The organism is Streptomyces sp. O3 (genome assembly GCF_054788135.1).
In genome coordinates, this window is record NZ_JBTVYK010000052.1 from 24,698 (window position 1) to 50,284 (window position 25,587).

A 25,587-nucleotide genomic window follows, 5' to 3' on the forward strand; every position below is an offset into this window, starting at 1 on the left:
GGTGAGAGTCACTCAGCGCAAACGGATTTGTCCGCTTCCACCCTCTGAATATCCTTCGGCGCCTTGGACGGCGCCGTGAGGGGCTTCCCCGCGCCCTCGTAGTCCGAGCCCAGGGTCAGCACCATCGCGGGCAGCCCCTGTGCGGTCAGTTCTCCCTCGCCGGGCCGCAGCGCCGAAGCGGGCAGGCCCATCACGTCGGCGAGCTTGCGCGCCTGGTCGGCCTGGTCTTCGGCGTATTCGAGAGTGGTCTTCTCGAACGGTTCCGCCGCGTTGCCGAGCTGGCTGGCCTTGTTCATGCCCTGCTGGGTCTGCAGCCAGGTGAGCGTCGACTGCGCGGCGCCCTGCTTGCCGCTGCCGTTGTAGATGTTGACCCGTACCTCGGACGCCTCGGACCTGGGGCCTTCGAGTCTGGCCGCCTCCTCGGCCTTGGCCGCCTTCTTGGCGGCCTTGTCCTTCTTCTCCACCTCGGTCAGCGAGACGTCGTCGCGGATCATGGCGAACAGTGGGTTGGCCTTGGCCTCGTTGAGTACGACCGTCGCCTTGACCTTCTCGGCGGGGTTGTCGAGTACCGGCACGGTGGTGAAGGTGATGTTCTTCGTCTCGGTCTCGCCGAGCTCCATGCCGAGGGCCGTGAGCCTGTCCAGCTTGGCGATCTTCGTGTCCACGGTCAGTGCCTCGACCGCGGCCTTCGCCAGTTTGTTCATTTTCAGCGGGTTGGTGAGGGTGCCCTTTGACTTCATCTCGCGCATCAGCGAAGCGAGGAACTGCTGCTGCTGCTTGATGCGGTCGAGGTCGCTCTTGTTGCCGAAGCTGTTGCGCGTACGGACGAACGCCAGCGCGTCGTCGCCCTTGACCCGGTGCTCGCCCGCGGGCAGCTTGAGGTGGGACTTGGTGTCGTTGACGTCCTTGGCCAGGCAGATCGGCACTCCGCCGACCGCCGTGGACAGCGTCTTGACCGCGTTGAAGTCGACCACCATGAAGTGGTCGAGCGTGATCCCGGTGATCTCGGTGACCGTCCGCATGGTGCAGCTCGGCGTACGGCCCAGCTGCCCGAGGCTCTCGTTGAACTTGGTCCGCGGCGAACCGGGGATGATCTTGGTGGAGCCGTCCTCCTGTGTGGTCGGACAGTCCGGGATGTCGGTGATCAGGTCGCGCGGGATGCTCAACGCGGTCGCGTTGGAGCGGTCCTTGGAGACATGGAGCATGACCGTGGTGTCGGCGTGGCCCTCGCTGCCCGCGTCGCCGTACCCCTCGTTGCCCGCACCGGTCCGCTTGTCGGTGCCGATGATCAGGATGTTGATCGCCCGGTCCTTGCTGAAGCCGCCGGTGCCCGCGCCGTCGTCGTCTATCGCGGTGATCTTGTTCTCCAGGTACTGGTAGTACCAGTAGACGCCGCCCGCGCCCGCGACCAGCGACACGACCAGCGCGATGCCGGTCCACTTCAGCGCCTTCTTGCCCTTGGACTGCTTGGCCTTGCCCCTGGCCTTACGGCGTCCCGGCGGGCCCGCGGCGTCCTGACGGCGGCGACCGCGCTGGCCCGGCACCTCACGTCCCGGCGTCTCACGCCCCGGCCGGTCAGGGTCGCGGCGTCCGGGGGCGTCCCGCTGCGGGGTGGAGCGCCCCGGCGCTGCGGTGCGCTGCCGGGGCGCACCGGCCGTACGGGCGCCTGCACCGGAACCGCGCGGGCCAGGCACGTCCGATCGCCCTGTGGAGGGGGACAGTCGCAGTTCGTAGTCGCCGGTGTCCGGATTGAGTACCCACTGGTCTGCGGGGTCGATGTGCTCCGCCCGCCCACGGCCTTGCGCGTCCACGGTTGCCTGAGTCCTCCGTCTGGGCCACGCGGCGCCTTCCCCTCCAAGGCGCCCGTCACTCGGTCCTGCGGTGCGCGACCGACAGGCCGGGCGCACCGGATCGCTCACCCTATCCGGCCAGGTCAGCGCCGAGCGACGGCGGTGACGCTTTGCCCGTCCCTACAACCGGGCAATACGTCCCTTTCCCGGCTCTGCCCGTACCGGGTTTTGGTGAGCGCTTTACTCACAGGTGGAGCGATCGGCGGTGTTGCCGCGGAAGGTCGGGGCGGGAGACGGGGTGCGCGAGGGGCCGTCCGCCTCCTCGTCCGGCTCCGGCGTGGAAGGCCGTACCTGGAGCGGCGCGTCCGCGCGCAGCCGGTCGAAGAGCCGCCCCGCGTCCGGCTGCACCAGCTCGTCGCGGTTCGGGTCGTACACGTACGACTGACGGGGGACGGTCAGGAACCGCACCTGGTCGGTGGGGATGTCCCGCATGCTGCGCACCAGGTCGTACAGGTCGGTGAGGCTGGCCAGACCGGGATCGGTGGTCAGCGACGAGGTGGCCGCGTCGAGTACGGGGTACAGCTTGACCGGGTTCAGCAGTACGCCGGTGCTCTGCACCTTGTTGACCAGCGCGGCCAGGAACCGCTGCTGGCGGTCCATACGTTCGGTGTCGCTGCCGTTGCCGAGGGTCTTGCGGGCGCGTACGTAGCCCAGCGCCTGTTCGCCGTTGAGCTTGTGCTTTCCGGCGCTGAGCTTGAGGTGCGCGTCGGGGTCGTCGATCGGGTGCCGCAGACAGACCTCCACGCCGTCCACCGCGTCGACCATCTTCTTGAAGCCCCGGAAGTCCACGATCATGTGGTGGTCGATCCGGATGTCGGTGAGCTTCTCCACCGTACGGATGGTGCAGGCCGCTCCGCCGACCGCGAACGCCGAGTTGAACTGGCCGAAGCGGGCCTGGGCGCGGGACCCGTCGGGTCGGCGGCAGCTGGGGATGTCCGTCATCAGATCGCGGGGCAGCGACACCGCGGTCGCGCTCCGCCGGTCGGCCGCGAGGTGCAGCAGGATCGTGGTGTCGGAGCGCTGGGTGCCGCGGTCTCTGCCGTACTCGCTGTTGCCCCTGCCGGAGCGGGTGTCGGAGCCGATCAGCAGGATGTTCTGCGCGTCGTGGGTCGCGGGGGCGGGGCGCTCGCGCTCGTAGCGCTCCAGTTCGGCGGCGGCGCCGGTGTCCTCGGTGATGTTGCCTTCGAGCTTCTTGTAGAGGACCCAGGTGACACCGGCCGCGGCGAGGACGATCACCGCGGCCGCGAGGGCGGTCCAGCGCAGCCAGTGCCGGGGCGGGCGCCGCTTGCGGGGCGCTGGTTCGGGGCGTGCGGCCGGGGCCGGGGCCTGGGCCGGGTCTGCGGCCTGGGCCGGGTCTGGGGCTTGGTCTGGGGCCTGGTCCGGGTCTGGTGTGGCGTCGGGGGCCGGGTTCGTCTCTGGGCGCGTGGCCGGTTCAGGCGCGTCGTCGGCCGGTTCACCCGGTTCGGCGGGCGTGCCCGCGGTGTCGGTCACGTCGGCGTCCACTCCTGGCATCGGCAGCGTCGTACGGCGTGCGGTGTCGCCGTACCCGCGTCACCACGCACCCGCTACGGCGCGCGGTGACGGCCACGGATACGGCGTACTGCTACCGACAATGCGGCCCGCGCGCGGTCCGGGCCTGCGGACCCGGTTCCCCGTGCGCCGGACGGGTGGACTTCGCGCCCCGGAGCGCGGTCAGCGCACGGTCACCGTGACCCGCTCGCTCGCCACCCGCTTCTCCAGGCCGTCCGCGCTCAGCTGGTCGAGGTTGCGGCACAGCACCACGGACCCGCCCGCCGCGAGCGGCGCGTAGAGCCCGGCGGACAGCCCCTCCCAGCTGTCGTACGGCCGCGCCGACAGCAGCCGCGCGCCCGGCGCGAGACCCAGGTCTCGCGCGTCGGCCTCGGCCCGCGCGACCAACTCCGCGCCGGTCAGCTCGCCGCCGCCGACGGCCAGCGCCGGTACGCCGGGATCGACCGGCGCGTACGGGGCGAAGCGGTCGCCCTGGCCCGGCACTTCGACGGCGTAGTCCAGGAAGCCGGACGGCGGCTGCGGGAACCGGCCGCCCAGCGGACGCAGCGCGAGCGCCACACGCTCACCGGAGCAGGCCCGCGCCGCGTCCAGCGAGTCGGGACCGCTGACGACCAGGTCGGCGTCGGCCGGGTCGCCGCCGACGTCGGCGAGCACGCCCACCGACGAGCAGGCGATCAGCCACACCGCCGTCTGCCAGTGCGCGGGCAGCAGCAGCGCGAGCCGGTCGCCGGGCTCCGCGGCCAGGTCGCCCTGGAGCAGATTGGCGGTCTTGGCCACCCAATTGGCGAAGGTGGCCACGGACAATTCGACGCGTTCGCCCGTCGCGTCGTCGTAGAAGGTCGCCAGGGGGCGGCCAGGGTCCGCGGCGAGCGCGGATCGCAGCAGGTCGGCGGGGGTGCGGTCGGTCGCGTTCACGCGGCCAGCGTACGTGGCGCGCCCGAGCGCGGGTGCGCGGGGCGCGGAACGCGACGCGCCGCCGAAACCGGCGCACCGTCAGTTCCCCGATATGCGAAGCGGACTGGTTGCCTCCACGATCGACGCCATGCGTGGATTCCTTGCTTCCTCGATCGGCGTCACCTGCGCCGCCGCCCTCGCCCTGCCGCTGGCTCTGCCAGCGGGAGCGCAGGCGGCGGTCCGGGGCGCCGCCCCCGTCTCCGAAATCTCCGCACCCTCCGCGAGCGTCGATGACGCCGTCTTCGGATGGGACGCCGCCGACGCCTCCGGATCGGACGCCGCCGACTCCGTCGCCGGATCGACCGAGTCGCTGCGGCTCGTGCCGCTCGGCCCCGGCAGCCGGGCCCTGGGCGGCGGCGCCGAGCGGCAGCAGGGCATCGCGCCCCGCGACGTACGGCCGTTCTCGCTGGTCGGCGTCGTCTGGGACGACCCGGACGCCGAACTCCACGGCCGGGTCCAGGTCCGGACCCGCGCCACCGGAACCACGGACTGGTCCGACTGGCAGGACGTCGAGACGCACCACGGCGAGCACGCCGCCGATCCGGGCACCGCCGAGTACGAGGCGGACGGGCGGCGCGGGGCCACGGCCCCGCTCTGGGTGGGCGAGTCCGACGGCGTCGAGGTCCGCGTCGAGGCCGGGCAGGCGCCCGAGGACACGGCGGGGGACGCGGCGGGAGACACGGCGGGAGACGCGGCGGGGGACACGACAGGAGACGCGGCGGGGGACACGACAGGAGACACGGCGAGGGCGTCCGGCCGCGCGCCGGGCCACGCCGCCCGGCTCCCCGAAGGGCTGCGCCTCGAACTCGTCAACCCCGGCGCGGACACCCCGTTCCAGGCGGTGCCCGCCGACGACCCGCAGATCCAGAACGGCCCCCCGGCCGACGCCGTCATGGCGCTCACCGCCAACACCGCGGCCAGCTCCGCCGTCAACGCGCAACTGGCCCCCTTCGGCGCGTCCGTCATCCCCGCGCTCAGCAGGGAGGAGACCGTGGCGGACCTGGTCGCCTCCCGCGGTGAGGTCGCGGGGACGCCGTACATCGGGCCGCGCCCGCGCATCATCACCCGTAAGGGCTGGGGCGCGGACGAGCGGATCCGCGAGCGCGCCTTCCGTTACACGAGGACCGTCAAGGCGGCCTTCGTCCACCACACCGCCACCGGCAACAACTACACCTGCGCGCAGGCCCCTTCGATGCTCCGCGCGATCTACCGCTACCACGCGGTGAGCCTGGGCTGGCGGGACTTCGGCTACAACTTCGCCATCGACAAGTGCGGGAACGTCTACGAGGGGCGCGCCGGAGGCGTCACCAAGCCCGTGATGGGAGCCCACACCCTCGGCTTCAACCACGACAGCACCGGCATCGCCGTCCTCGGCACGTACACCAACAGCAATCCGCCCTCCGCCGCGGTGCGCGCGGTCGCCAAGCTCACCGCGTGGAAGCTCGGCCTCTACGGCAGGAACCCGGAAGGCCGCACATATATCACGTCCGGGGGTAGCAATCTCCACAGGAAGGGGAAGAATGTCCGCCTCAACGTGATCTCCGGTCACCGCGACGGCTTCGCCACCGAGTGTCCGGGGAGCCGGCTCTACGGGAAGCTCGGCACGGCTCGGAGCACCTCCGCCCGGCTCCAGGGCAGGTGACGTCCGGCCCGACGGGCTCTTGGGGGCGGTGCGGCCGGGGACACTCCACCCGGCCGCACTCTGGGCCCCGGCAGGAAGCAGAGACCGCAATTGACCAGGGCGAACACCGCGAGCACGGAGGCGATCCTCCTCGTCGGCGGCAAGGGGACGCGCCTGCGCCCGCTCACCGTCCGCACCCCCAAACCGATGGTCCCGGCCGCCGGTGTGCCGTTCCTGACCCACCAGCTGGCGCGGGCCAGGGCGGCGGGCGTCGAGCACATCGTCCTGGCCACCTCCTATCTGGCCGAGGTCTTCGAGCCGTACTTCGGTGACGGGTCGTCGCTCGGTCTGCGCCTGGAGTACGTCACCGAGCGGGAGCCGCTCGGCACCGGCGGCGCGATCCGCAACGCGGCGACCCGGCTCAGTTCGGGTCCGGACGCACCCGTACTGATCTTCAACGGCGACATCCTGACCGGGCTCGACATCCCCGCCCTGGTCGCGACCCATGAGACCTCGGGCGCGGATGTCTCGCTGCACCTCACACGGGTCGATGACCCGAGGGCGTACGGACTGGTCCCCACCGACCCCTCCGGCAGGGTGACGGCCTTCCTGGAGAAGCCGCAGACGGCGGCGGAGATCGTCACCGACCAGATCAACGCGGGCGCGTATGTGTTCCGCCGCTCGGTCATCGACCGCATCCCCGCGGGGCGGCCGGTGTCGGTCGAGCGCGAGACGTTCCCCGAGCTGCTCGCGTCGGGGGCGCACCTCCAGGGCATGGTCGACTCCACCTACTGGCTCGACCTGGGCACTCCGCAGGCGTTCGTGCGCGGCTCGGCCGACCTGGTGCTCGGGCGCGCCCCGTCGCCCGCGGTGCCCGGACGCCGCGGGGACCGGCTGGTCCTGCCGGACGCGTCCGTCGCGCCAGACGCCAAGCTCACCGAGGGCACGGTCGTCGGGGCGGCCGCCGTCATCGGCGCGGGCGCGCGCGTCGCGGGCAGTACGGTCCTGGACGGCGCCGTCGTGGAACCGGGCGCCGTCATCACGGACTCGCTGGTCGGGGCCGGGGCGCGGGTGGGGGCGCGTACGGTGCTGTCGGGCGCGGTGGTGGGGGACGGGGCGACGGTGGGCGCGGACAACGAGCTGCGCGAGGGGGCTCGGGTCTGGTGCGACGCCGTACTGCCAGCGGCCGGTATCCGCTTCTCGTCGGACCAGTAGGGCGCGGTCCAGTACGGTCTGGAGACGCCCTCTAGACTCCCTCAGACCCCTTGCAGAAGACCCCTTCCAGACCCCCCTCCAGACCTCTTCAGACCTCTCCAGATCTCTCAAGGACTCGGATCCGTGGCTGGCCGCTTCGCTCCCACCCGTGACTGGCGTGCGCCCGGTCCGCTGGACCTGCGCCTGGTGCTGGGCCCGCTGCGCCGGGGGCCCGCCGACCCCACGTTCCGGATCACCCGAGACGGTGCGGTGTGGCGGGCCAGCCGTACGCCGGACGGGCCCGGCACCCTACGGGTCACGGCGGCGCCCGACGGCGGCGCTCAGGGCGCGGCCTGGGGCCCCGGCGCCGACTGGCTGCTGCACCGGCTTCCGTACCTGCTGGGCCAGTCGGACACGCCGGAGGCGTTCGTGCCTCGCCACCGTCTGGTGGCCGCGACGCTGAAGCGCCGCCCCGGACTGCGCCTCACCCGGACCGGCCTGGTCCTGGAATCGCTGATCCCGTCGATCCTCGAACAGAAGGTCACCACGGACGAGGCGTATCGCGCCTGGCGGCTCCTGGTCCGCAAGTACGGCGAACCGGCGCCGGGGCCCGCGCCCTTTGCCATGCATGTGCTGCCGGAACCCGCGACCTGGCGGCTGATCCCTTCCTGGGAGTGGCATCGCGCGGGCGTCGACGACAAGCGAGCCGCGACGATCCTGCGCGCGGTGCGCGCGGCCCGCCGTCTGGAGGAGGCCGCGGACCTGTCCCCGTCCGCGGCTCAGGCCCGCATGGAACTGATTCCCGGCATCGGCCCCTGGACCTCGGCGGAGACGGTGCAGCGCACCCACGGGGCCCCGGACGCGGTCACGGTCGGCGACCTGCACCTGCCGGGCATCGTCGGCTACGCCCTGACCGGCGCCCGCCACACCGACGACGCGGCCATGCTCGACCTCCTGCGCCCCTACGCGGGCCAGCGCCATCGCGCTGCCCGCCTGATCCTCCTCTCCGGCCGCACCCCGCCCCGCCGTACCCCCAAAATGCCCAAGGCCGACATCGCCCGCCTCTAGACCCTGCCCTCAAACTCCCGTCGTCGCCCGAAGGGCGAGGCAGACGGGAGTCTGAAGACAGGGCCCAGGGGCTGCCGGGGCGGGTCAGCGCACGGCGACGAAGTCGGCCGCGCGCCGACCTGTACGCGGCCCGACCTCTCCCGCGGGCCGCCCCACCGCGACCGCCCCCATCGGATCCCACTCGCCGGGCAGTTCCAGCACCTCGCGGACCACCTCACGGCAGAACATCGTGGAGGAGATCCACGCGGACCCCAGCCGTTCCCCCGCGAGCGCGACCAGGAAGTTCTGGATGCCCGCGCCCGCCGCGACCACGAACATCTCCCGCTCCGCCGCGTCCCGCCGCGCGTCCCCGTAGGCGTGCGCGCCGTCCGTCACCAGACAGGGCACCACCAGGCAGGGCGCGTCGCGCAGCACGTCCCCGCGCCGTATCCGGCGGGCGATGGACTCCTCGGACTTGCCGTCCCGCCGCAGGTCCGCGATCCACGCCTCGCGCATCGCGTCGAGCAGCCGGACCCGCGAGGCGGCGGACTCCAGCAGGACGAAACGCCAGGGCGTCGTGTGGTGCGGCGCGGGCGCGGTGAGCGCCGCGTCGACCGCCCGCCGCACGGCGCCGGGGTCGACCGGCTCGTCCAGGAACGCCCGCACCGTGCGCCGCCGGGTCATGGCCTCCCGTATCGCCTCCGAGGTCCCGAGGCGGAACATGTCGTCGGCCGCGCCCCGCACGAGGGCGCGCGCCCCGTCGTCGCTTTCGCCGCCGCCTCCGTGTCCGCTTTCGCCGTCGCCGTCGCCGTCGCCGTCGCTTCCGTCGTCCGGCAGGACGGCGTGCGGCAGGCCGCGCACCACGGCCACCGGGAGGCCTTCGGCCTTGCCCTTGACCAGGTCGCCCGCCGCGGCGAGTTCGTCGGCGGTCGCGACGACGGTGGCGCTGAGCGGATTTCCGTACGCGTCGACCCCGCCGCGCAGGTCGTCCAGGACCCGTACGCCGCTGGCGCCGATGGCGACATCGGTGAGCCCGGCCCGCCAGGGCCGCCCGAAGGTGTCGGTGACCACGACCCCGACGCGTACGCCGAGCGTGTCCCGCAGCCCGTCCCGGATGGTCCGGGCCGAGGCGTCGGGGTCCTCGGGGAGCAACAGGATGGTGCCGGACGGCGTGTTGGAGGCGTCCACGCCCGCGGCGGCCATCACCAGGCCCTGCCGGTTCTCGACGATGCGCAGCGTCCCGCGGCGTGCGACCACGCGTACGGTCTCGGCGTCGATGGCCGCCTCGCGGTCGGCGGCGGCGACGGTCCGTCCCTCGGCCTTGGAGACGATCTTCGAGGTGACGAGGACGAGGTCGCCGTCGGCGAGCGAGGGCTCGGCGGCGGCGATCAGCTTCGCCAGGTCGTCGCCGTCCCTGACCTCGGGGATGCCGGGCACGGCCCACACCCGGTACTCGGCGGGGGCGGTCATGCCCGTACCTCCTCGGTCCGCGTGGCGTCGCCCCGGACGTCCTCGGCCAGTGCGAGCGCTTCGCGGGCCATCGCCGCCGCGGCGTCCACGTCGCTCATCAGCAGGGGTACGGACCGGCACCGGACGCCCGCCGCCTCGACGCGCGCGACGGCGTCGGCGTCGGCCGTGTCGACCAGCCAGCCGTCCAGGAGCCCGGCGCCGTAGTGCTCGGCGACCGCCGCCGCGCTCGACTCCACGCCGATGGCGGCGAGCACTTTGTCGGCCATGCCGCGCACGGGCGCGTCTCCGATGATGGGGGAGAGGCCGACGACCGGCGCTCCGGCGTCGGCGATGGCTTCCCGGATGCCCGGCACGGCGAGGATGCTCCCCACGCTGACCACGGGGTTGGAGGGCGGGAAGAGGATCACGTCGGCGTCGGCGACGGCTTCCAGGACGCCGGGCGCGGGCTTGGCCTGCTCCGCGCCGACCGGCACCACGGCCAGCGCGTCCACGGCCGCCCGCAGCCGCACCCAGTACTCCTGGAAGTGCACGGCCTTGCGCTCGCCGTCCAACTCGACGGCCACATGCGTCTCGACGCGGTCGTCGGACATCGGGATGAGCCGTACGCCGGGCTGCCACCGGTCGCACAGGGCTTCGGTGACCGCGCTGAGCGGGTAGCCGGCGCTCAGCATCTGCGTACGCACGATGTGGGTGGCGAAGTCCCGGTCGCCGAGGCCGAACCACTCGGGTCCTACGCCGTAGGCGGCGAGTTCGCCCTTGACCTGGAAGGTCTCTTCGGCGCGGCCCCAGCCCTGTGCTTCGTTGATGCCGCCGCCGAGGGTGTACATCACGGTGTCGAGGTCGGGGCAGACCTTGAGGCCGAACAGGTGGATGTCGTCACCGGTGTTGCCGATGACGGTGATGTCGGCGTCGGGCGCGGCTGCCTTGAGTCCGCGAAGGAAACGGGCGCCGCCGATGCCGCCGGCCAGAACAACAATGCGCATGTACGCAGTGTGTCAGGCGGCACTGACAGCGCGTGCGGCCGGGGAGCACTGGGCGGAGTGCATCGGCATCTCGGTGAGACCGGGGAAGTAGACGTGCAGGCTGACGGCGGGTTCGAGGGTCTCGTTGACCACTTCGTGTACGTAGCCGGGGGCGAACACCCGCTGGGTTCCGCTGCCGAGCCTGCGGGTGGTGCGGGTGGCGGGTGCGCCGCCGTCGGTGGCGTGTTCGGTCAACTCGCCGTCCAGGACGGTCAGTACGCCGGACGAGGGGCCGTGGTCGTGCCGGTCGCTGCCCTGTCCGGGCACCCAGCTGAGCAGCCAGACCTCGTAGCCGGGTCCGGTGCGCAGCCGGTGGTACCAGCGGGTGGTGGCGTCGTACTCGACGAGGTGTTCCCACTGGGAGCGGTCGGCGGCGATGGAGCGGGCCAGGCCGACGAACTCGGCCACGGTGGCGGGGTGCTCGCGGGGGGCCTTGAGGAGGTGCGGGACCTCGAAGAGGTCGCCGGCGATCTGCAGGTCGCTGTCGCTGCTGTTCATCGTGCGGAGGTTCCTCGGCAGTGGGTGCTGGGGGAAGGTCGCGGAGCGGTCGCCCAGAGGTCAGGGGCCAGCGGCCGGATCACGGGCGAGCGGGGGGTGACTGGAGCGGGGTGTGGCTCAACAGCCGGGACAGCGACAGCTCAGGGAGCTCAGACGGCCCTGACAGCTCAGGGGGCTCATGCGGGCAGCGCTGTGCGGACCACTGGTGTGGGTCCGGGGGGACGCTGGGTTCGCGAGCATGCCCATAAGGAGAGCGGCTCACACGTCCAGTGTCAACCCAATGCCCGGATTGCGAGACATGTTTCACCGTATCCGGTTGTTCTGCGCGGCGAAAGGTTTGTGCATGGAGCGCGCGGGACAAGTGGGGCTGCATCCGGGCGCGTAAACGCCGTTGCGACCTTGTGACCTGAATGTGATCAGGCTCGCTTCGGTGTGCGACAGGCAACGAGATCGAAGTCCGAGCCGTCCTTCCTGTCATCGGCGGGGCGTACGGAGAGGTCGGCGTGAAGTGTCCTGGTTTAGGCCGATTTGAACACTTTCCGCAAACCCTTGGTTCCGCAGAGTGAATAAGGGGCCCAATAGCAGATCTCGGCTTGACTGGCCCGGATCGGCACACTTGTAATTTCACTCGTGTCGTTCAGCCGAAATCGGTAACGGCAGCATCACGGGGACTGCACAGACAGACGAGGGGCGCACATGACCGAGCTGTTCGAACAACTGCTGGTCGAGGACGCGGAAGACGAGATCGGCTGGCAGGAGCGCGCGCTCTGCGCCCAGACCGACCCCGAGTCCTTCTTCCCCGAGAAAGGCGGCTCGACGCGCGAGGCGAAGAAGGTCTGCCTCGCCTGCGAGGTCCGCTCCGAATGCCTCGAGTACGCGTTGGCCAACGACGAGCGATTCGGAATCTGGGGCGGCCTGTCCGAACGTGAGCGCCGCCGACTGAAGAAAGCCGCGGTCTGACCGACGAAGGCCGCAGTCTGCACTTCCCCCGTAACGAACGGCCCGCGGCCGGTGGTTGTCCACCGGCGCGGGCCGTCCGGTCGTCTGCCAGCCGTTAGTGTGGGCCACCGTCCGAGACCCCTGTGTCCCCAGCGTCCCGCAGGACACCGGAGTCCACCGCAACCCACCGAACCGGGGCCCGTACCTCGATGTCCGCGCACAGCTACCCGGCGGCCCCGCACGGCGCCGCCGCGCCCGAGTTCCCCCGGCACGTCGTCACGGCCGTACTCGTCTCGCACGACGGCGCCCGCTGGCTGCCCGACGCGCTGACCGGCCTGCTCGGCCAGGAACGCCCCGTGCAGAACGCCGTCGCCGCCGACACCGGCAGCGCCGACGACTCCGCCGCGCTCGTCACCGAGGCGCTCGGCGCTGAGCGCGTGCTGCACCTCGCCCGGCGCACCGGATTCGGCGCCGCCGTGGACGAGGCGGTCCGTACGGCAGCGGTCCTCACCCCCGACGAGCTGCCCTATCTGAAGCGGCCCAGCGGCTGGGACCCGGTCAGCAGAACCTGGCACGACGAGGCGTACGACCTGCCGGAACTCCCATACGGCGAGCCCGTGCAATGGCTCTGGCTGCTGCACGACGACTGCGCGCCCGAACCCGACGCGCTCGCCGAACTGCTCCGCCGCGTCGAGGCGGAGCACGAAGCGGGCCGCGACGTCGCCGTCGTCGGACCCAAGCTGCGCGGCTGGTACGACCGCCGCCAGCTCCTTGAGGTCGGTGTCTCGATCGCTCACAGCGGCCGCCGCTGGACCGGCGTCGACCGCCGCGAACAGGACCAGGGCCAGCACGACCAGCCGCGCCCCGTCCTGTCCGTCTCGACCGCGGGCATGCTGATCCGCCGCGACGTCTACGAGCGGCTGGGCGGCTTCGACCGCGGGCTGCCCCTGATGCGCGACGACGTCGACCTGTGCTGGCGCGCGCACGCCGCCGGACACCAGGTGCTCATCGCGCCGGACGCCGTACTGCGACACGCCGAGGCGGCCGCCCGCGAGCGCCGCACCGTCGACTGCGTGGGCCGTACACCGGCCAACCCGCACCGCGTCGACAAGGCGGGCGCCGTCTACACCCTGCTGGCCAACGCGCGCGTGGCGGCACTCCCCTGGGTGCTGCTCCGGCTGACCCTCGGCACCGTGCTGCGCACCCTCGGCTATCTGGTCGGCAAGGCGCCGGGCCAGGCGCTCGACGAGATCACCGGACTCCTCGGCACGCTGCTGCGGCCCGGCCGGATCGCCGCCGCCCGGCGCCGCCGCGGCACGGCCGCCGTCGAGGCGTCCGAGCTGCGCCCGCTCTTCCCTCCGCCTGGCGCCACCGTCCGGGCCGCCGCCGAACAGGCCGCCGCCAGCCTGGGTGGCCGGGCGGACACCGAGAGCGCCTCGGCCGGGCGGCACGGCGCCGTCGAGTCGGGCCCCGGCGACGACGACGCCGACTACCTGGAGCTTGAGCAGTTCGCGCGCGCCAAGCGGCTCGCGCGCAAGCCCGGACCTGTGCTGTTCGCCGTACTGCTGCTGGTCTCGCTCGTCGCCTGCCGCTCCCTGCTCGGCGGCGGCGCGCTGGCCGGCGGGGCGCTGCTGCCCGCACCCGCCGATCCAGGCGAGCTATGGGCGCGCTACCTGGACGGCTGGCACGCGGTCGGCACCGGCAACACCGAGTCGGCCCCGCCCTATCTCGCCCTCGTCGCCGCGCTGGCCACCCTTCTCTTCGGCTCCACCGGGCTCGCGGTCACCGTGCTGCTCGTCGGCTCCGTACCGCTGGCCGGGGCCACGGCGTACTTCGCCTCCCGGCCGCTGGTCCCCTCGCGGCTGCTGAGGGCCTGGGCGTCCGTCGCGTACGCCCTCCTGCCAGCCGTCACCGGGGCACTCGCGAGCGGCAGGATCGGCACCGCCGTGCTGGCGATTCTGCTGCCGCTGATCGCGCGTGCCGCGGTCTCCGCGGCCGGACTCGGCACTTCTTCCGGCTCCGCCGGCGCGTCCGGCACGTCCGGCGCGACGCGCGCGGCGGGCGCGGGCGCGCGCGGCAGCTGGCGCGCCACCTGGACGTACGCGCTGCTGCTCACCGTCGTGACGGCCTGCACGCCGAGCGTCTGGCCGATCGCGCTGGTCCTGGGCGTCGCGCTGCTCGTCCTGCGCCGCCACGACCTCGTCGGCTACGGGCCGCGGGTCCTGGCCGCGATCGGCGTCCCGCTGCTGCTCCTGGCCCCCTGGTCGCTCTCGCTCCTGCCGTTCGGCTTCTTCCGCGCCATGGGCCTGGAGTACGACACGGGCGCGGCCGCACCGCTCGACCTGCTCGGAGCCAGCCCCGGCGGCCCCGGCACCCTGAGCGGACCGCTGCTGCTCGGCGTCGTAGCCGCGGCGCTCGCCGCCCTGCTGCGCCAAGAGCGGCAACGGGCCATCCGCGGCGCCTGGATCGCCGCCCTGACCGCGCTCGCCGTCGCCGTGCCCGCCGACGACTCCGGCTGGGCCGGGCCCGCCACCCTCGTCTACGGCCTCGCGCTGCTCACCGCCGCCGTACTCGGCGCCGACGGGGCCCGCTTCCGGGTGGCCGAACGGAACTTCGGCTGGCGGCAGCCGGTGGCGGCGCTGATCGCGCTGACCGCCGTGGCCGGACCGCTGCTCGCCGCTGCGGCCTGGATGATCCGCGGCGCCGACGGGCCGCTGGAACGCCGCGACCCGGTGCAGGTTCCGGCGTTCGTCGCGGTCGAGGCGGCCAACCAGGACCAGGCCCGCACCCTGGTCATCGACGCCGACACGGCATCCGACGTCTCGTACACCCTGGTGCGCGGCTCCGGCGCCCGGCTCGGGGACGCCGAGCTGACCTCGGCGGGCGGCGCCAATCCCCGGCTCGACAAGACGGTCGCCCACCTCGTCGCGGGCTCCGGCGCCGACCAGGCCGACCAACTCGCCCCGTTCGCCGTGCGCTATGTCCTCGTACGCGACGGAGCGCCGCGCGCGATGAGCCGGGTCCTGGACAGCACCCCCGGCCTCACCCGGCTCAGCCAGCAGGGCGGCGGCGCGCTGTGGCGCGTCGACCGGGAGGTGGCGCGGGCCGTCATCGTGCCCAAGTCCGGTGCGCCGCAGCAGGTACCGGCCGGACCCGTGGAGATCCACACCACGATCGAGGCGGGCCAGGACGGCCGGGTGCTCCGGCTCGCCGACTCGGCGGCGGACGGCTGGACGGCGACGCTGGACGGCAGGCCGCTGACCGCGACCACGCTGGACGGCTGGGCCCAGGGCTTTGAACTCCCTTCTTCCGGAGGGCGGCTGGAGGTGACCTTCGAGGCGCCCGGTGCGCACACCGGCTGGCTGTGGGCGCAGGGCGCACTCGCCGTCGTCCTGGTCGTGCTGGCACTGCCCGGCCGCCGCCGCACGGTCGACGACGACCTGCCGGACGTCGAGGCCGCGGTACCGGCCCAGCCGGTGGCCGGAGAGGGACGCCGGGCCCGCAGGCTGCGGGCGCAGAGTGAGCAGGGGGCCGCGCCGCTGCCGCAGGAGCCGCCCGCGCCGCCAGGGCAGGCGGCGGCCACGGTGCCCTCGCAGCAGTCGTACGACCAGTGGGACGCGGACGCGTACGCGGGTGCCGATCCCACGGGGTACCCCCAGCAGCGGGGCGACGGCGCGCAGGACCCGCCAGGCTCGTACGACCACTCGTACGGCCAGCCGTACCAGGCGGACCCGTACCAGGCGGACCCGTACCGAGCCGACCCCTATGAGGGCGGGCAGTACGACCCGTACGCCTACGGCGGTCAGCCGTACGAGCCGCAGACCAACGACCCCTATCGTGAGCGCCCCGACGGGAGCCAGCAGTGAACCGCACCACTCTCTCGCTGATCGCGGCGGGCGTCGCGCTCGCCGCCGTCACCGGTTTCGCCGCGTTCACCGCGCCCGACTCCACCGAGGACGGCGGAGGAAAGGCGGCGGCTCGGCGACCCGTGGAGCGCTCGAACCTGCTCTGTCCGGCGCCGAGTAAGTCGGAACTCGCGGAAACGGCATACACCTCCTATACGCCCAAGACCTCCGGAGTGCCCCAGGGCCCGAGCTCGGCCGAACTCCGGGGCGCGGCCCAGGAGTCAGGGGCGGACGACGGCAAGACGACCGACGGCAAGGACAGCGGCGAGTCCGTCCTCGCGCCGAAGACGCCCGGAAAGCCCGTGACCGGTGAGACCTCCGGCGCCGAGGCCCCCGCGCTCATCGGTACGGCCGAGGGTGCGCTCGCCCCCGGCTGGACGGTCCAGCAGACCACGCGGATCGAGGCGGGCGGCGGCCGCGGACTGCTGGGCGTCACCTGCTCAACGCCCGACACCGAGTTCTGGTTCCCGGGCGCGAGCACCGCCAAGGAACGCAGCGACTATGTCCACTTGACCAACCCCGACGACACCATGGCCGTCGTCGACATCGAGTTGTACGGGTCCGAAGGCGCCGTCGAATCCGAGCTCGGGGAGGGCGTCCAGGTGCCGCCCCGGTCCAGCGTCTCGGTCCTGCTGTCCACGCTGACGGAGACGGCGGTCGCCGCCGACACCGAGGCCGCCGAGGCCGCCGAGGCAGTCGAGGCCGCCGAGGCAGTCGAGGCCGCCGAAGACGGCGAGGGCGGCGAGGGCGGCGAGGGCAGCGCCGTGGCGGATCTGACCGTCCACGTCACCGCGCGCTCCGGCCGCGTCGGCACCTCCGTACGAGCGCTGGACGCCAAGCGGGGCTCCGACTGGCTGCCCGCGTCGTCCGGACCCGCCGCCGCCCTCGTCCTGCCCGGCATCCCCAAGGACGCGACCGAGGTACGCCTGGTGGCCTTCGCGCCCGGCGACGCCGACGCCGACCTGAAGGTCTCCCTGGCGGGCCCCAACGGCGAGATCACCCCGGCGGGCAACGAGACCCTGCACATCAAGCGGGGCATGACGGCCGCCGTCGACCTCGGCGACGTCACCAAGGGCGAGCCCGGTTCGCTCCTGCTCACCCCCGCCAGCCAGGAGTCGCCGGTCGTGGCGGCACTGCGCGTCACCCGAGGCGAGGGCGACGAGCGTGAGGTGGCGTTCATCCCGGCCGCGGATCCGGTGGGAGACCGGGCGACGGCGGCCGACAACCGCGCCAAGGGCTCGACCCTGTCCCTGGTCGCCCCGGACAAGACGGCGAAGGTGCGGGTCACCGCGTCGGCGGGCAGCGCGGGCGGCTCGCCGGTGACCAAGACGTATGAGGTCAAGGGCGGCACGACCCGTGAGATCGAGCCGCTCGTTCCGGACGGCCTCAAGGGGACCTACGCGCTGACGGTCGAGCGGCTGTCCGGCACGGTCCACGCGTCCCGCGTCCTCGAACTGCCGGAAGACGGCGTGCCGATGTTCACGGTGCAGACATTGCAGGACGACCGGGGCACGGTCGCGGTCCCCGAGGCGCGGCAAGACCTCTCTGTGCTGCAGAACTGACGGCACTGACGGCCTGACGGGTGCGCGCGGACCGACCGCCCGCCGGCGCCGCTCAGTCCTCGCCCGCGGCTCAGTCCTCGCCGTACCGCGGGTCGATCGTCTCGGGGGACAGGCCGAGCAGTTCGGCGACCTGTTCCACGACGACCTCGTGGACGAGGATCGCGCGCTCCTCGCGGTTCTTGGTGCGTATCTCCACGGGCCGCCGGTAGACGACCACGCGCGCGGGCTTGCCCTCGCGTGCGGCGATCGTGCCGCCCAGCGGCACCGATTCACCCCAGTCGCCGATCGCGTCGGACGGACGGTCCAGCCGCGGCACGTCGAGCACCAGGAACTCGATGTCGGCGAGCTGCGGAACGTGCCGCTCGATGCGCTCCACGGAGTCCTGCACCAGATCCATGAACACCTCGGACCGGCTCGCCGACAGCGGTACCTGAGGGGGCGCCACGGGGCCGCGCATGCCCCTGCCGTGGCGGTCACGGCGGCGGGGCGCGGGGTCGGCGGAGCGGGGCGGTACGGGCTTGTCCATCACTGAGGAAGCGTAGTACTCCGCACAACCGGTTCTCCTGATGGCACAGGGCCTGTCGCTTCCTGACCGTTCCAGCCAAGCTTGAGCCCGGTTGTCGATGGGTCCAGGACCGCCGACCTCATGGCGAATGACGGCATTTATGTCGAGTAGTGACCGGATTCGGTATCAGTGACCTCTGTGTCTCCTGAGGTCTGCGCAGGTCAGACCCACGGCTTTGGTCACCCCTGCGGGGCGGTGCGGACGACGACACGGTGGGGTGACCTGGTGGAGAGTCGTCGCGGCCCGCTCAAGAGTGCGGTACCGTCCAACATCGTGAGCCCTGTACGTCGCTGTTCGCGCACCGCTTGCGGCCGTCCCGCCGTCGCGACGCTGACGTACGTCTACGCCGACTCGACCGCGGTACTCGGCCCGCTCGCGACCTACGCCGAGCCCCACTGCTACGACCTGTGCGCCGAGCACTCCGAGCGCCTGACCGCGCCGCGCGGCTGGGAGGTCGTCCGCCTCACCGACGGCGCCGGAACGGCCCGGCCCAGCGGCGATGACCTGGAGGCGCTGGCCAACGCCGTGCGCGAGGCGGCCAGACCCCAGGAGCGCGCCGCGGAGGCCGGCGGGGACGGTCCACGGGCCGCGGACCCGATGGAGGTCGCACGCCGCGGCCACCTGCGCGTCCTGCGCTCTCCCGACGCCTGAGCCCGGTTCCGGCACGGCGCGCGGAACGGCTGTCAGTCCGGGCAGGTAGTTTTGACCGACCACACAGGACTACCGACCAGACAGGTACCTAGGGGAGAGGGTTGGCCGTGGCTGATTTGTCGCAGATCGTGAAGGCGTACGACGTGCGAGGGGTGTACCCGGATCAGCTGGACGACCGGCTCGCCGAACTCTTCGGCGCGGCCTTCGTCGAGGTCACCGGCGCGGACGCGGTCGTGGTGGGACACGACATGCGCCCCTCGTCGCCCGGCCTCGCGTCGGACTTCGCCAAGGGAGCGGCGTCCCGCGGCGCGGACGCGACGCTGATCGGCCTCTGCTCGACGGACCAGCTGTACTACGCGTCGGGGGCGCTGGACCTGCCCGGCGCGATGTTCACCGCCTCGCACAACCCCGCGCGGTACAACGGCATCAAGATGTGCCGGGCCGGCGCCGCGCCCGTGGGCCAGGACACCGGCCTCGCCGAGATCCGCGCACTGGTCGAGCGCTGGCTCGCGGACGGCGTACCGCCGAGCCAGCGCCCCGAGGGCGGCAGGACCGAGCGGGACACGCTCCAGGACTACTCGGCGCACCTGAGGTCCCTGGTCGACCTCACCGCGAGCCGCCCGCTGAAGGTCGTCGTGGACGCGGGCAACGGCATGGGCGGCCACACCGTCCCGACCGTGTTCTCCGGGCTGCCGCTCGAGCTCGTCCCGATGTACTTCGAGCTGGACGGCACCTTCCCCAACCACGAGGCCAACCCCCTGGACCCGGCCAACATCGTCGACCTGCAAAAGCGCGTCCGCGCCGAGGGCGCCGACCTCGGCATCGCCTTCGACGGGGACGCGGACCGCTGCTTCGTCGTCGACGAGCGCGGCGAGGGCGTCTCGCCGTCCGCGATCACCGCGCTGGTCGCCGCCCGCGAGCTGGCCAAGAACGGCGGCACGGGCACCGTGATCCACAACCTGATCACGTCCTGGTCCGTCCCGGAGGTCGTCAAGGAGCACGGCGGCACCCCGGTGCGCACCCGAGTGGGCCACTCCTTCATCAAGGAGGAGATGGCGAAGTCGGGCGCGATCTTCGGCGGCGAGCACTCCGCGCACTACTACTTCAAGGACTTCTGGAACGCGGACACGGGCATGCTGGCGGCCCTGCACGTCCTGGCGGCACTCGGCGGCCAGAGCGGCCCGCTGTCCGAGCTGGTAGCCCAGTACGACCGGTACGCGGGCTCCGGCGAGATCAACTCCACGGTCGCCGACCAGCGGGGCCGCACGGCCGCGGTGAAGGCCGCGTACGAGAACGAGCCCGACGTCACGCTCGACGAGCTCGACGGCCTCACCGTCGCGGGCGCCGACTGGTGGTTCAACCTCCGCCCCTCCAACACCGAGCCGCTCCTCCGCCTGAACGTCGAGGCCCGCGACGCGGCCACGATGGCCGAGGTCCGCGACAAGGTCCTCACCCTCGTCCGCGCGTAGGTCCCTGTCCGGCGGATCAGGCCTGGGACGCGGTGGTACGGCACGTGCATCCGCGCGCACCAGACCACCGCTCACCAGCGGCGAGCACACCGCCTGGCGGGCCGGCCTGATCCGCCGGACAGCTCCGCCTGCCCGCCAGCGGCCCCGGTCGCCCGCCCAGGCCCCCGTTCCCCCTACCCGTGCCCCCTGCCCGTGCCCGTCCGCCGCCCCCGTGCCCCGCCGCCGCACGGCGCGGCCGGGCACGCCGCCCCCAGGCCCTCGCGGGCCGGCGGCCCGCGATTCGACGGCCCGCGATCCGTCCCGGCTCGCGGACTCCGCCGCCCGTGCCGTGCCCCAGCGCCGAGGCCCGCGCGGCGGTACGCTGACCAGGCCGCATTTCGCTGTATCCGTCGCATGAATCCGCCCCCACCCGCACGGATTCGCCACCCGAAAGGACCCACCCCCATGCCGCTCGAAGCCGGCCTTCTGGAGATCCTCGCCTGCCCGGCCTGCCACGCCCCCCTCAAGGAGGCGGACAGCGAGCTGGTCTGCACCGGCCAGGACTGCGGGCTCGCCTACCCGGTCAAGGACGGCATCCCCGTACTCCTCGTCGACGAGGCCCGCCGCCCCGCATAACGGCACCCCGGCACCCCACCGGCACACCCGATACGGCGATCGGAGAATTCCCCCGTGCTCGACGACTCGCTGCTCGACGCCCCCGACGCGCTCGCCCGCTCCGACCGCCGCGGGCTCCTGCGCGGCGCCGCTGAGGCCGGCGCCCGGGTGCGCACCGCTGTCCGGCACGCGACCGAGGCAGGGATCACCGAGCTCAGACCGGACGGCCGCCCCCGCGCCGTACTCCTCGCCGGACCCGGCACTACGGCCACCGGCGTGGCGGACCTGCTCGGCACACTCGTCGGCGCGGGATGCCAGGTCACCCGGCTGCACCCCACCGGAGTCGCCCCCGCGGCCGGCGCCCTGCGCTGGGCCCTGCCCGGCTGGGCAGGGCCTGTCGACCTGCTGCTGATCGCCACCCCGGACGGCACCGAACCCGGCCTCGAACTGCTCGCCGACCAGGCTTACCGACGCGGCTGCACCGTCGCCGCCGTAGCCCCGGCACGCTCACCCCTGGCCGAGGCGGTCAGCGGCAGCCACGGCCTGACGGTCCCGATGGCCACCGCCCCCTACGAGGAGGCGCAGGACGAGTACGACGAGGCGTCCGGAGGCGGCCTCGACGCCCTGTGGGCCCTGCTCACCCCCCTGTTGATGCTCCTCGGCAGGACCGGACTGGTCACCGCGGACCCGGACACCCTGGAGAAGGTCGCCGAGCGCCTGGACCGCACGGCCGAGCGTTGCGGACCGGCCGTCGCCACCTACAGCAACCCGGCCAAGACCCTCGCCGCCGAGCTCGACGAGGCCCTCCCGCTGATCTGGACCGAGGGCCCCGCCGCGGGCCCCACCGGACGCCGCTTCGCCGCCCTGCTCGCCGAGCTCGCCGGCCGCCCCGCCCTCGCCGCTGAACTCCCCGAGGCACTGCCCGCGCACGGCGCCCTGCTGGTCGGCTCGCTCGCGGCCGGCGCCGACCCCGAGGACTTCTTCCGCGACCGCGTCGAGGACCAGGAGAAACAGGCCCTGCGCGCCCGCGCCGTCCTGCTGCGCGACCGCCCCGCGGGCGGCCTCAGCGCCGCACCCGCCGCCCGCGAACTGGCCCTGGGCCACGACACCGCGATCAGCGAGCTCGAACCCGAGGACGGCAGCGAACTCGAGACCCTCGCGGAGATGATCGCCGTCACAGATTTCGCCGCCGTTTACCTCGCGCTCGCTTCCATGGGCCGATCATGACCCGAGCCGCCCGTCCCTCGTACGCGTGTCACCCACGCGCCCGTGCCCGTACAGCCGCTCGTCACGGCAGCCGCGACGGTGAAAGCGTACGCATGACCTGAAAGAGCCCTCATGGATCGCCTAGCCAACACCGTCCGTCCCTACGCCTGGGGTTCGACCACCGCCATCCCCGAGCTGCTCGGCGTCGAACCGACCGGTGCCCCGCAGGCCGAGCTGTGGATGGGCGCACACCCCGGCGCGCCGTCCCGCACCGAGCGCGGTCCCCTGAACGAGGTGATCGCGGCCGACCCCGAGCGGGAACTCGGCCCGGACGCCGTCGCCGCCTTCGGCCCGCGCCTGCCCTTCCTGTTCAAGATCCTCGCGGCCGACGCCCCGCTCTCCCTCCAGGTCCACCCCGACCTCGCCCAGGCGCAAGAGGGATACGAGGACGAGGAGCGCAGCGGCATCCCGCTCGACGCCCCACACCGCAACTACAAGGACGCCAACCACAAGCCCGAGCTGATCTGCGCGCTCACCCCCTTCGAAGGCTTCTGCGGCTTCCGCCCGCCCGCCGACGCGGCACGGCTGCTCGAAGGACTCGACGTCGACTCCCTCAAGCCGTACGTCGATCTGCTGCACGCCCACCCCGAAGACGCCGCCCTGCGCGAGATGCTCACGGCCGTACTGAGCGCGGACCACGACGACATGGCCGCCACCGTCACCGAGGCCGCCGCCGCTGCCGGGCGCATCGGCGGAGCGTACGCCCCCTTCGCCGCACTCGCCCACCACTTCCCCGGCGACCCCGGCGTCATCGCCGCCATGCTGCTCAACCCCGTCCGACTACAGCCCGGCGAGGCGCTCTACCTCGGCGCGGGTGTGCCGCACGCCTACCTGAGCGGCCTCGGCGTCGAGATCATGGCCAACTCGGACAACGTCCTGCGCTGCGGCCTCACTCCCAAGCACGTCGACATTCCCGAACTCCTGCGCGTCGTCCGCTTCGAGCCCACCGACCCGGCCGTGCTGCGCCCGGAGGCCGACGCGGACGGCGAAGAGGTCTATGACACCCCCATCGACGAGTTCCGGCTCTCCCGCATGGTGCTGGCCGAAGGCTCCGCGCCGCGCGACCTGACCGCCCGTACGCCGCAGATCCTGCTCTGCACCCAGGGCGCGGTACGCGCGGGCGCGTGCGCACTCAGCCCAGGCCAGTCGGTGTTCGTCCCGGCCGGTGAACGGACCGAGCTGTCCGGCAACGGCACCGTCTTCCGCGCCACCGTGGCCGTCTGACGCGCCGTCGCCGCTCGTGCTGCGACAATGACCCGCCGCGCCTGGTACGGGCGAGGCAGGCCGCGCCGCGTACACGCCGTACGCGACGCGAGTGGCGTACGAAAGGACATCCGGCACAGATGAGCGCGTCAGGCGGAACCAAGGCGATCGTGGCGGCACTCGTCGCCAACCTCGCGATCGCGGTAGCGAAGTTCGTGGCCTTCCTCTTCAGCGGCTCGTCCTCGATGCTGGCCGAGAGCGTGCACTCGGTCGCCGACTCCGGCAACCAGGGCCTGCTGCTGCTCGGCGGCAAGAAGGCGAAGCGCGAGGCGACCCCGCAGCACCCCTTCGGATACGGCCGCGAGCGCTACGTCTACGCCTTCCTGGTCTCGATCGTGCTCTTCTCGGTCGGCGGCATGTTCGCCCTCTACGAGGGCTACGAGAAGATCAAGCACCCGCACGAACTGGAGCACTGGTACTGGCCGGTGGGCGTCCTGGTGTTCGCGATCATCGCCGAGTCCTTCTCCTTCCGCATGGCCATCAAGGAGTCGAACGCCATCCGAGGCAAGAAGTCCTGGAAGGACTTCGTCCGCCACGCCAAGGCCCCCGAACTGCCGGTCGTCCTGCTCGAAGACCTGGGCGCGCTCGTCGGCCTGATCCTGGCGCTCGGCGGCGTCGGCATGGCCCTGGCCACCGGCAACGGCGTCTGGGACGGCATCGGGACGCTGTGCATCGGCGTTCTGCTCATCGTGATCGCGGTCGTCCTGGCGGCCGAGACCAAGTCGCTGCTGCTCGGCGAGGCCGCGGGCAGCGCCGAGGTCGCGAAGATCGAGGCCGCGGCCGTGGACGGCGACACCGTCACCCGTGTCATCCACATGCGCACACTCCACCTGGGTCCGGAGGAGCTGCTGGTCGCCGCCAAGATCGCGGTACGGCACGACGACACGGCCGCCGAAGTGGCCGCCGCGATCGACGCCGCCGAGGAGCGCATCCGGGCGGCCGTCCCGATCGCCCGCGTGATCTACCTGGAGCCGGACGTCTACAGCGCGGCGGCAGCCGCGGAGGGCCCCGACCCGGCCGCGTCACCAGGCGGTCCGGTGCCGGACACCGGCCACTGACCCGCCCCGCGCGCCTCGACCCTGCTCCGCGCGCGCCTCGACAAGAAGCCCAGAACACCCCGTTTGGGGCCGTTCGGGCGTGTTCGGCTCAGCGAGGGCCCGGCCAGAGGGGGACTGGGCCCGACTGGGCCGATCGGTGTAGATTCGTGACCAGAGCCAGACGTCGCTGCTGATGGCGGTCGGGCCGCCCGTCATGCGGGCTGTCCGAGGGAGAGAGGGCCTCCGACGGACTGTTCCGAGTGCCCGGGCATTCGTATGCCCGCCACCGCTGATCAGCCATGCCCGACCTCGACCCACCACGAGGAGCAGCTCGAATGACCACTGTCGACAACCGACAGGACTTCAAGGTCGCCGACCTTTCCCTTGCCGCGTTCGGCCGTAAGGAGATCACGCTGGCCGAGCATGAGATGCCCGGCCTGATGGCGATCCGCCGCGAGTACGCCGAGGCCCAGCCGCTGGCCGGGGCCCGGATCACGGGTTCGCTGCACATGACCGTGCAGACGGCCGTCCTGATCGAGACGCTGGCGGCGCTGGGCGCGGAGGTCCGCTGGGCGTCCTGCAACATCTTCTCCACGCAGGACCACGCGGCCGCCGCCATCGCGGTCGGCCCGAACGGCACCCCGGACAACCCCCAGGGCATCCCGGTCTTCGCCTGGAAGGGCGAGACGCTGGAGGAGTACTGGTGGTGCACTCAGCAGGCTCTGACCTGGCCGGACGCGCCCACCGGCGGCCCGAACATGATCCTGGACGACGGCGGCGACGCCACGCTCCTGGTCCACAAGGGCGTCGAGTACGAGAAGGCGGGCAAGGTCCCGTCCGTGGACACCGCCGAGTCCGACGAGCACCGCGTCATCCTGCAGCTCCTCAACGACACCATCAGCGACGGCTCGCAGACGTGGACCAAGCTGGCGTCGGAGATCCGCGGGGTGACGGAGGAGACGACGACGGGTGTGCACCGTCTGTATGAGATGCACCGGGACGGGCAGTTGCTGTTCCCGGCGATCAATGTGAACGACGCGGTGACGAAGTCGAAGTTCGACAACAAGTACGGCTGCCGTCACTCGCTGGTGGACGGCATCAACCGGGCCACGGACGTGCTGATCGGCGGCAAGACCGCCGTGGTCTGCGG

General features: G+C 72.7%; 20 protein-coding genes. 13 read left to right on the plus strand and 7 right to left on the minus strand.

What is annotated here, in order from left to right:
• Window positions 1-8: 8 nt before the first annotated feature.
• From ACX6XY_RS23645 to ACX6XY_RS23655, 3 genes are all read right to left on the minus strand, one after another.
• On the minus strand, window positions 9-1,811 hold the full coding sequence (locus ACX6XY_RS23645) for an LCP family protein (protein ID WP_460334276.1): 1,803 nt from the start codon (window positions 1,809-1,811) through the stop codon (window positions 9-11).
• A 219-nt stretch (window positions 1,812-2,030) separates the two neighbouring features.
• Window positions 2,031-3,362, minus strand: coding sequence for an LCP family protein (locus tag ACX6XY_RS23650; RefSeq protein ID WP_460334279.1), 1,332 nt, complete (start codon window positions 3,360-3,362; stop codon window positions 2,031-2,033).
• A 180-nt stretch (window positions 3,363-3,542) separates the two neighbouring features.
• Window positions 3,543-4,295 carry a TIGR03089 family protein gene (locus ACX6XY_RS23655; RefSeq protein WP_460334281.1) on the minus strand — a complete coding sequence of 251 codons (753 nt, stop codon included), beginning with the start codon at window positions 4,293-4,295 and terminating at the stop codon, window positions 3,543-3,545.
• A 127-nt stretch (window positions 4,296-4,422) separates the two neighbouring features.
• Between ACX6XY_RS23655 and ACX6XY_RS23660 the strand changes: the two genes are divergently transcribed.
• The 3 genes from ACX6XY_RS23660 to ACX6XY_RS23670 all read left to right on the plus strand — a co-directional run bounded on the left by ACX6XY_RS23660 (window position 4,423) and on the right by ACX6XY_RS23670 (window position 8,217).
• Entirely contained in the window at window positions 4,423-5,976 is a 1,554-nt protein-coding gene (locus tag ACX6XY_RS23660; protein WP_460334283.1) for a peptidoglycan recognition protein family protein, read from the plus strand.
• 90 nt (window positions 5,977-6,066) lie between these two features.
• A complete protein-coding gene (gene manB / locus ACX6XY_RS23665) occupies window positions 6,067-7,170 on the plus strand; it encodes a mannose-1-phosphate guanylyltransferase (protein WP_460334286.1) in 1,104 nt (367 codons plus the stop codon).
• 102 nt (window positions 7,171-7,272) lie between these two features.
• Window positions 7,273-8,217 (plus strand): DNA-3-methyladenine glycosylase family protein, encoded by a 945-nt coding sequence (locus tag ACX6XY_RS23670; RefSeq protein WP_460334329.1) that lies wholly within the window; start codon window positions 7,273-7,275, stop codon window positions 8,215-8,217.
• A gap of 84 nt (window positions 8,218-8,301) precedes the next feature.
• Here the strand turns inward: ACX6XY_RS23670 and ACX6XY_RS23675 are convergent, their stop codons facing one another.
• The 3 genes from ACX6XY_RS23675 to ACX6XY_RS23685 are packed head-to-tail and all read right to left on the minus strand — an operon-like array spanning window position 8,302 to window position 11,186.
• Complete coding sequence (locus tag ACX6XY_RS23675; protein ID WP_460334289.1) at window positions 8,302-9,666, minus strand: coenzyme F420-0:L-glutamate ligase; 1,365 nt, start codon at window positions 9,664-9,666, stop codon at window positions 8,302-8,304.
• Window positions 9,663-10,649 (minus strand): 2-phospho-L-lactate transferase, encoded by a 987-nt coding sequence (gene cofD / locus ACX6XY_RS23680; protein WP_460334291.1) that lies wholly within the window; start codon window positions 10,647-10,649, stop codon window positions 9,663-9,665. The genes ACX6XY_RS23675 and cofD overlap by 4 nt, the downstream gene beginning before the upstream one ends.
• 12 nt (window positions 10,650-10,661) lie before the next feature.
• The gene (locus ACX6XY_RS23685) at window positions 10,662-11,186 is read right to left on the minus strand and encodes a cysteine dioxygenase (RefSeq protein WP_460334294.1); all 525 of its coding nucleotides are present in this window, start codon (window positions 11,184-11,186) and stop codon (window positions 10,662-10,664) included.
• Window positions 11,187-11,882: 696 nt separating this feature from the next.
• On the opposite strand from ACX6XY_RS23685, the gene ACX6XY_RS23690 reads away from it, so the two are divergent.
• The 3 genes from ACX6XY_RS23690 (at window position 11,883) to ACX6XY_RS23700 (ending at window position 17,592) form a co-directional block, all read left to right on the plus strand.
• Window positions 11,883-12,146, plus strand: a complete 264-nt coding sequence (locus ACX6XY_RS23690; RefSeq protein ID WP_156726895.1) for a WhiB family transcriptional regulator — start codon at window positions 11,883-11,885, stop codon at window positions 12,144-12,146.
• Window positions 12,147-12,334: 188 nt separating this feature from the next.
• On the plus strand, window positions 12,335-15,991 hold the full coding sequence (locus ACX6XY_RS23695) for a glycosyltransferase family 2 protein (protein WP_460334298.1): 3,657 nt from the start codon (window positions 12,335-12,337) through the stop codon (window positions 15,989-15,991).
• The gene (locus tag ACX6XY_RS23700; protein ID WP_460334301.1) at window positions 15,988-17,592 is read left to right on the plus strand and encodes a DUF5719 family protein; all 1,605 of its coding nucleotides are present in this window, start codon (window positions 15,988-15,990) and stop codon (window positions 17,590-17,592) included. The genes ACX6XY_RS23695 and ACX6XY_RS23700 overlap by 4 nt, the downstream gene beginning before the upstream one ends.
• 70 nt (window positions 17,593-17,662) lie before the next feature.
• Here the strand turns inward: ACX6XY_RS23700 and ACX6XY_RS23705 are convergent, their stop codons facing one another.
• A complete protein-coding gene (locus ACX6XY_RS23705; protein ID WP_460334304.1) occupies window positions 17,663-18,118 on the minus strand; it encodes a metallopeptidase family protein in 456 nt (151 codons plus the stop codon).
• 264 nt (window positions 18,119-18,382) lie between these two features.
• Between ACX6XY_RS23705 and ACX6XY_RS23710 the strand changes: the two genes are divergently transcribed.
• From ACX6XY_RS23710 to ACX6XY_RS23740, 7 genes are all read left to right on the plus strand, one after another.
• A complete protein-coding gene (locus tag ACX6XY_RS23710) occupies window positions 18,383-18,808 on the plus strand; it encodes a DUF3499 domain-containing protein (protein ID WP_460334307.1) in 426 nt (141 codons plus the stop codon).
• Window positions 18,809-18,909: 101 nt separating this feature from the next.
• Window positions 18,910-20,277, plus strand: coding sequence for a phosphomannomutase/phosphoglucomutase (locus ACX6XY_RS23715; protein WP_460334310.1), 1,368 nt, complete (start codon window positions 18,910-18,912; stop codon window positions 20,275-20,277).
• Window positions 20,278-20,721: 444 nt separating this feature from the next.
• Window positions 20,722-20,892, plus strand: a complete 171-nt coding sequence (locus ACX6XY_RS23720) for a Trm112 family protein (RefSeq protein WP_411060541.1) — start codon at window positions 20,722-20,724, stop codon at window positions 20,890-20,892.
• Window positions 20,893-20,946: 54 nt separating this feature from the next.
• The gene (locus ACX6XY_RS23725) at window positions 20,947-22,098 is read left to right on the plus strand and encodes an SIS domain-containing protein (protein WP_460334314.1); all 1,152 of its coding nucleotides are present in this window, start codon (window positions 20,947-20,949) and stop codon (window positions 22,096-22,098) included.
• Between the two features lie 111 nt (window positions 22,099-22,209).
• Window positions 22,210-23,361, plus strand: coding sequence for a mannose-6-phosphate isomerase, class I (gene manA, locus ACX6XY_RS23730; protein WP_460334317.1), 1,152 nt, complete (start codon window positions 22,210-22,212; stop codon window positions 23,359-23,361).
• Window positions 23,362-23,480: 119 nt separating this feature from the next.
• Window positions 23,481-24,458 carry a cation diffusion facilitator family transporter gene (locus tag ACX6XY_RS23735; RefSeq protein ID WP_460334320.1) on the plus strand — a complete coding sequence of 326 codons (978 nt, stop codon included), beginning with the start codon at window positions 23,481-23,483 and terminating at the stop codon, window positions 24,456-24,458.
• A gap of 314 nt (window positions 24,459-24,772) precedes the next feature.
• A partial coding sequence (locus ACX6XY_RS23740; RefSeq protein WP_460334323.1) for an adenosylhomocysteinase occupies window positions 24,773-25,587 on the plus strand: 815 nt, incomplete at its 3' end.

Coding starts and splice junctions, on each gene's coding strand:
- ACX6XY_RS23650 (WP_460334279.1), bottom strand. CDS start 3,362: ATGCCAGGAGTGGACGCCGACGTGACCGACACCGCGGGCACGCCCGCC.
- ACX6XY_RS23660 (WP_460334283.1), top strand. CDS start 4,423: ATGCGTGGATTCCTTGCTTCCTCGATCGGCGTCACCTGCGCCGCCGCC.
- ACX6XY_RS23675 (WP_460334289.1), bottom strand. CDS start 9,666: ATGACCGCCCCCGCCGAGTACCGGGTGTGGGCCGTGCCCGGCATCCCC.
- cofD (WP_460334291.1), bottom strand. CDS start 10,649: ATGCGCATTGTTGTTCTGGCCGGCGGCATCGGCGGCGCCCGTTTCCTT.
- ACX6XY_RS23685 (WP_460334294.1), bottom strand. CDS start 11,186: ATGAACAGCAGCGACAGCGACCTGCAGATCGCCGGCGACCTCTTCGAG.
- ACX6XY_RS23690 (WP_156726895.1), top strand. CDS start 11,883: ATGACCGAGCTGTTCGAACAACTGCTGGTCGAGGACGCGGAAGACGAG.
- ACX6XY_RS23695 (WP_460334298.1), top strand. CDS start 12,335: ATGTCCGCGCACAGCTACCCGGCGGCCCCGCACGGCGCCGCCGCGCCC.
- ACX6XY_RS23705 (WP_460334304.1), bottom strand. CDS start 18,118: ATGGACAAGCCCGTACCGCCCCGCTCCGCCGACCCCGCGCCCCGCCGC.
- ACX6XY_RS23720 (WP_411060541.1), top strand. CDS start 20,722: ATGCCGCTCGAAGCCGGCCTTCTGGAGATCCTCGCCTGCCCGGCCTGC.
- manA (WP_460334317.1), top strand. CDS start 22,210: ATGGATCGCCTAGCCAACACCGTCCGTCCCTACGCCTGGGGTTCGACC.
- ACX6XY_RS23735 (WP_460334320.1), top strand. CDS start 23,481: ATGAGCGCGTCAGGCGGAACCAAGGCGATCGTGGCGGCACTCGTCGCC.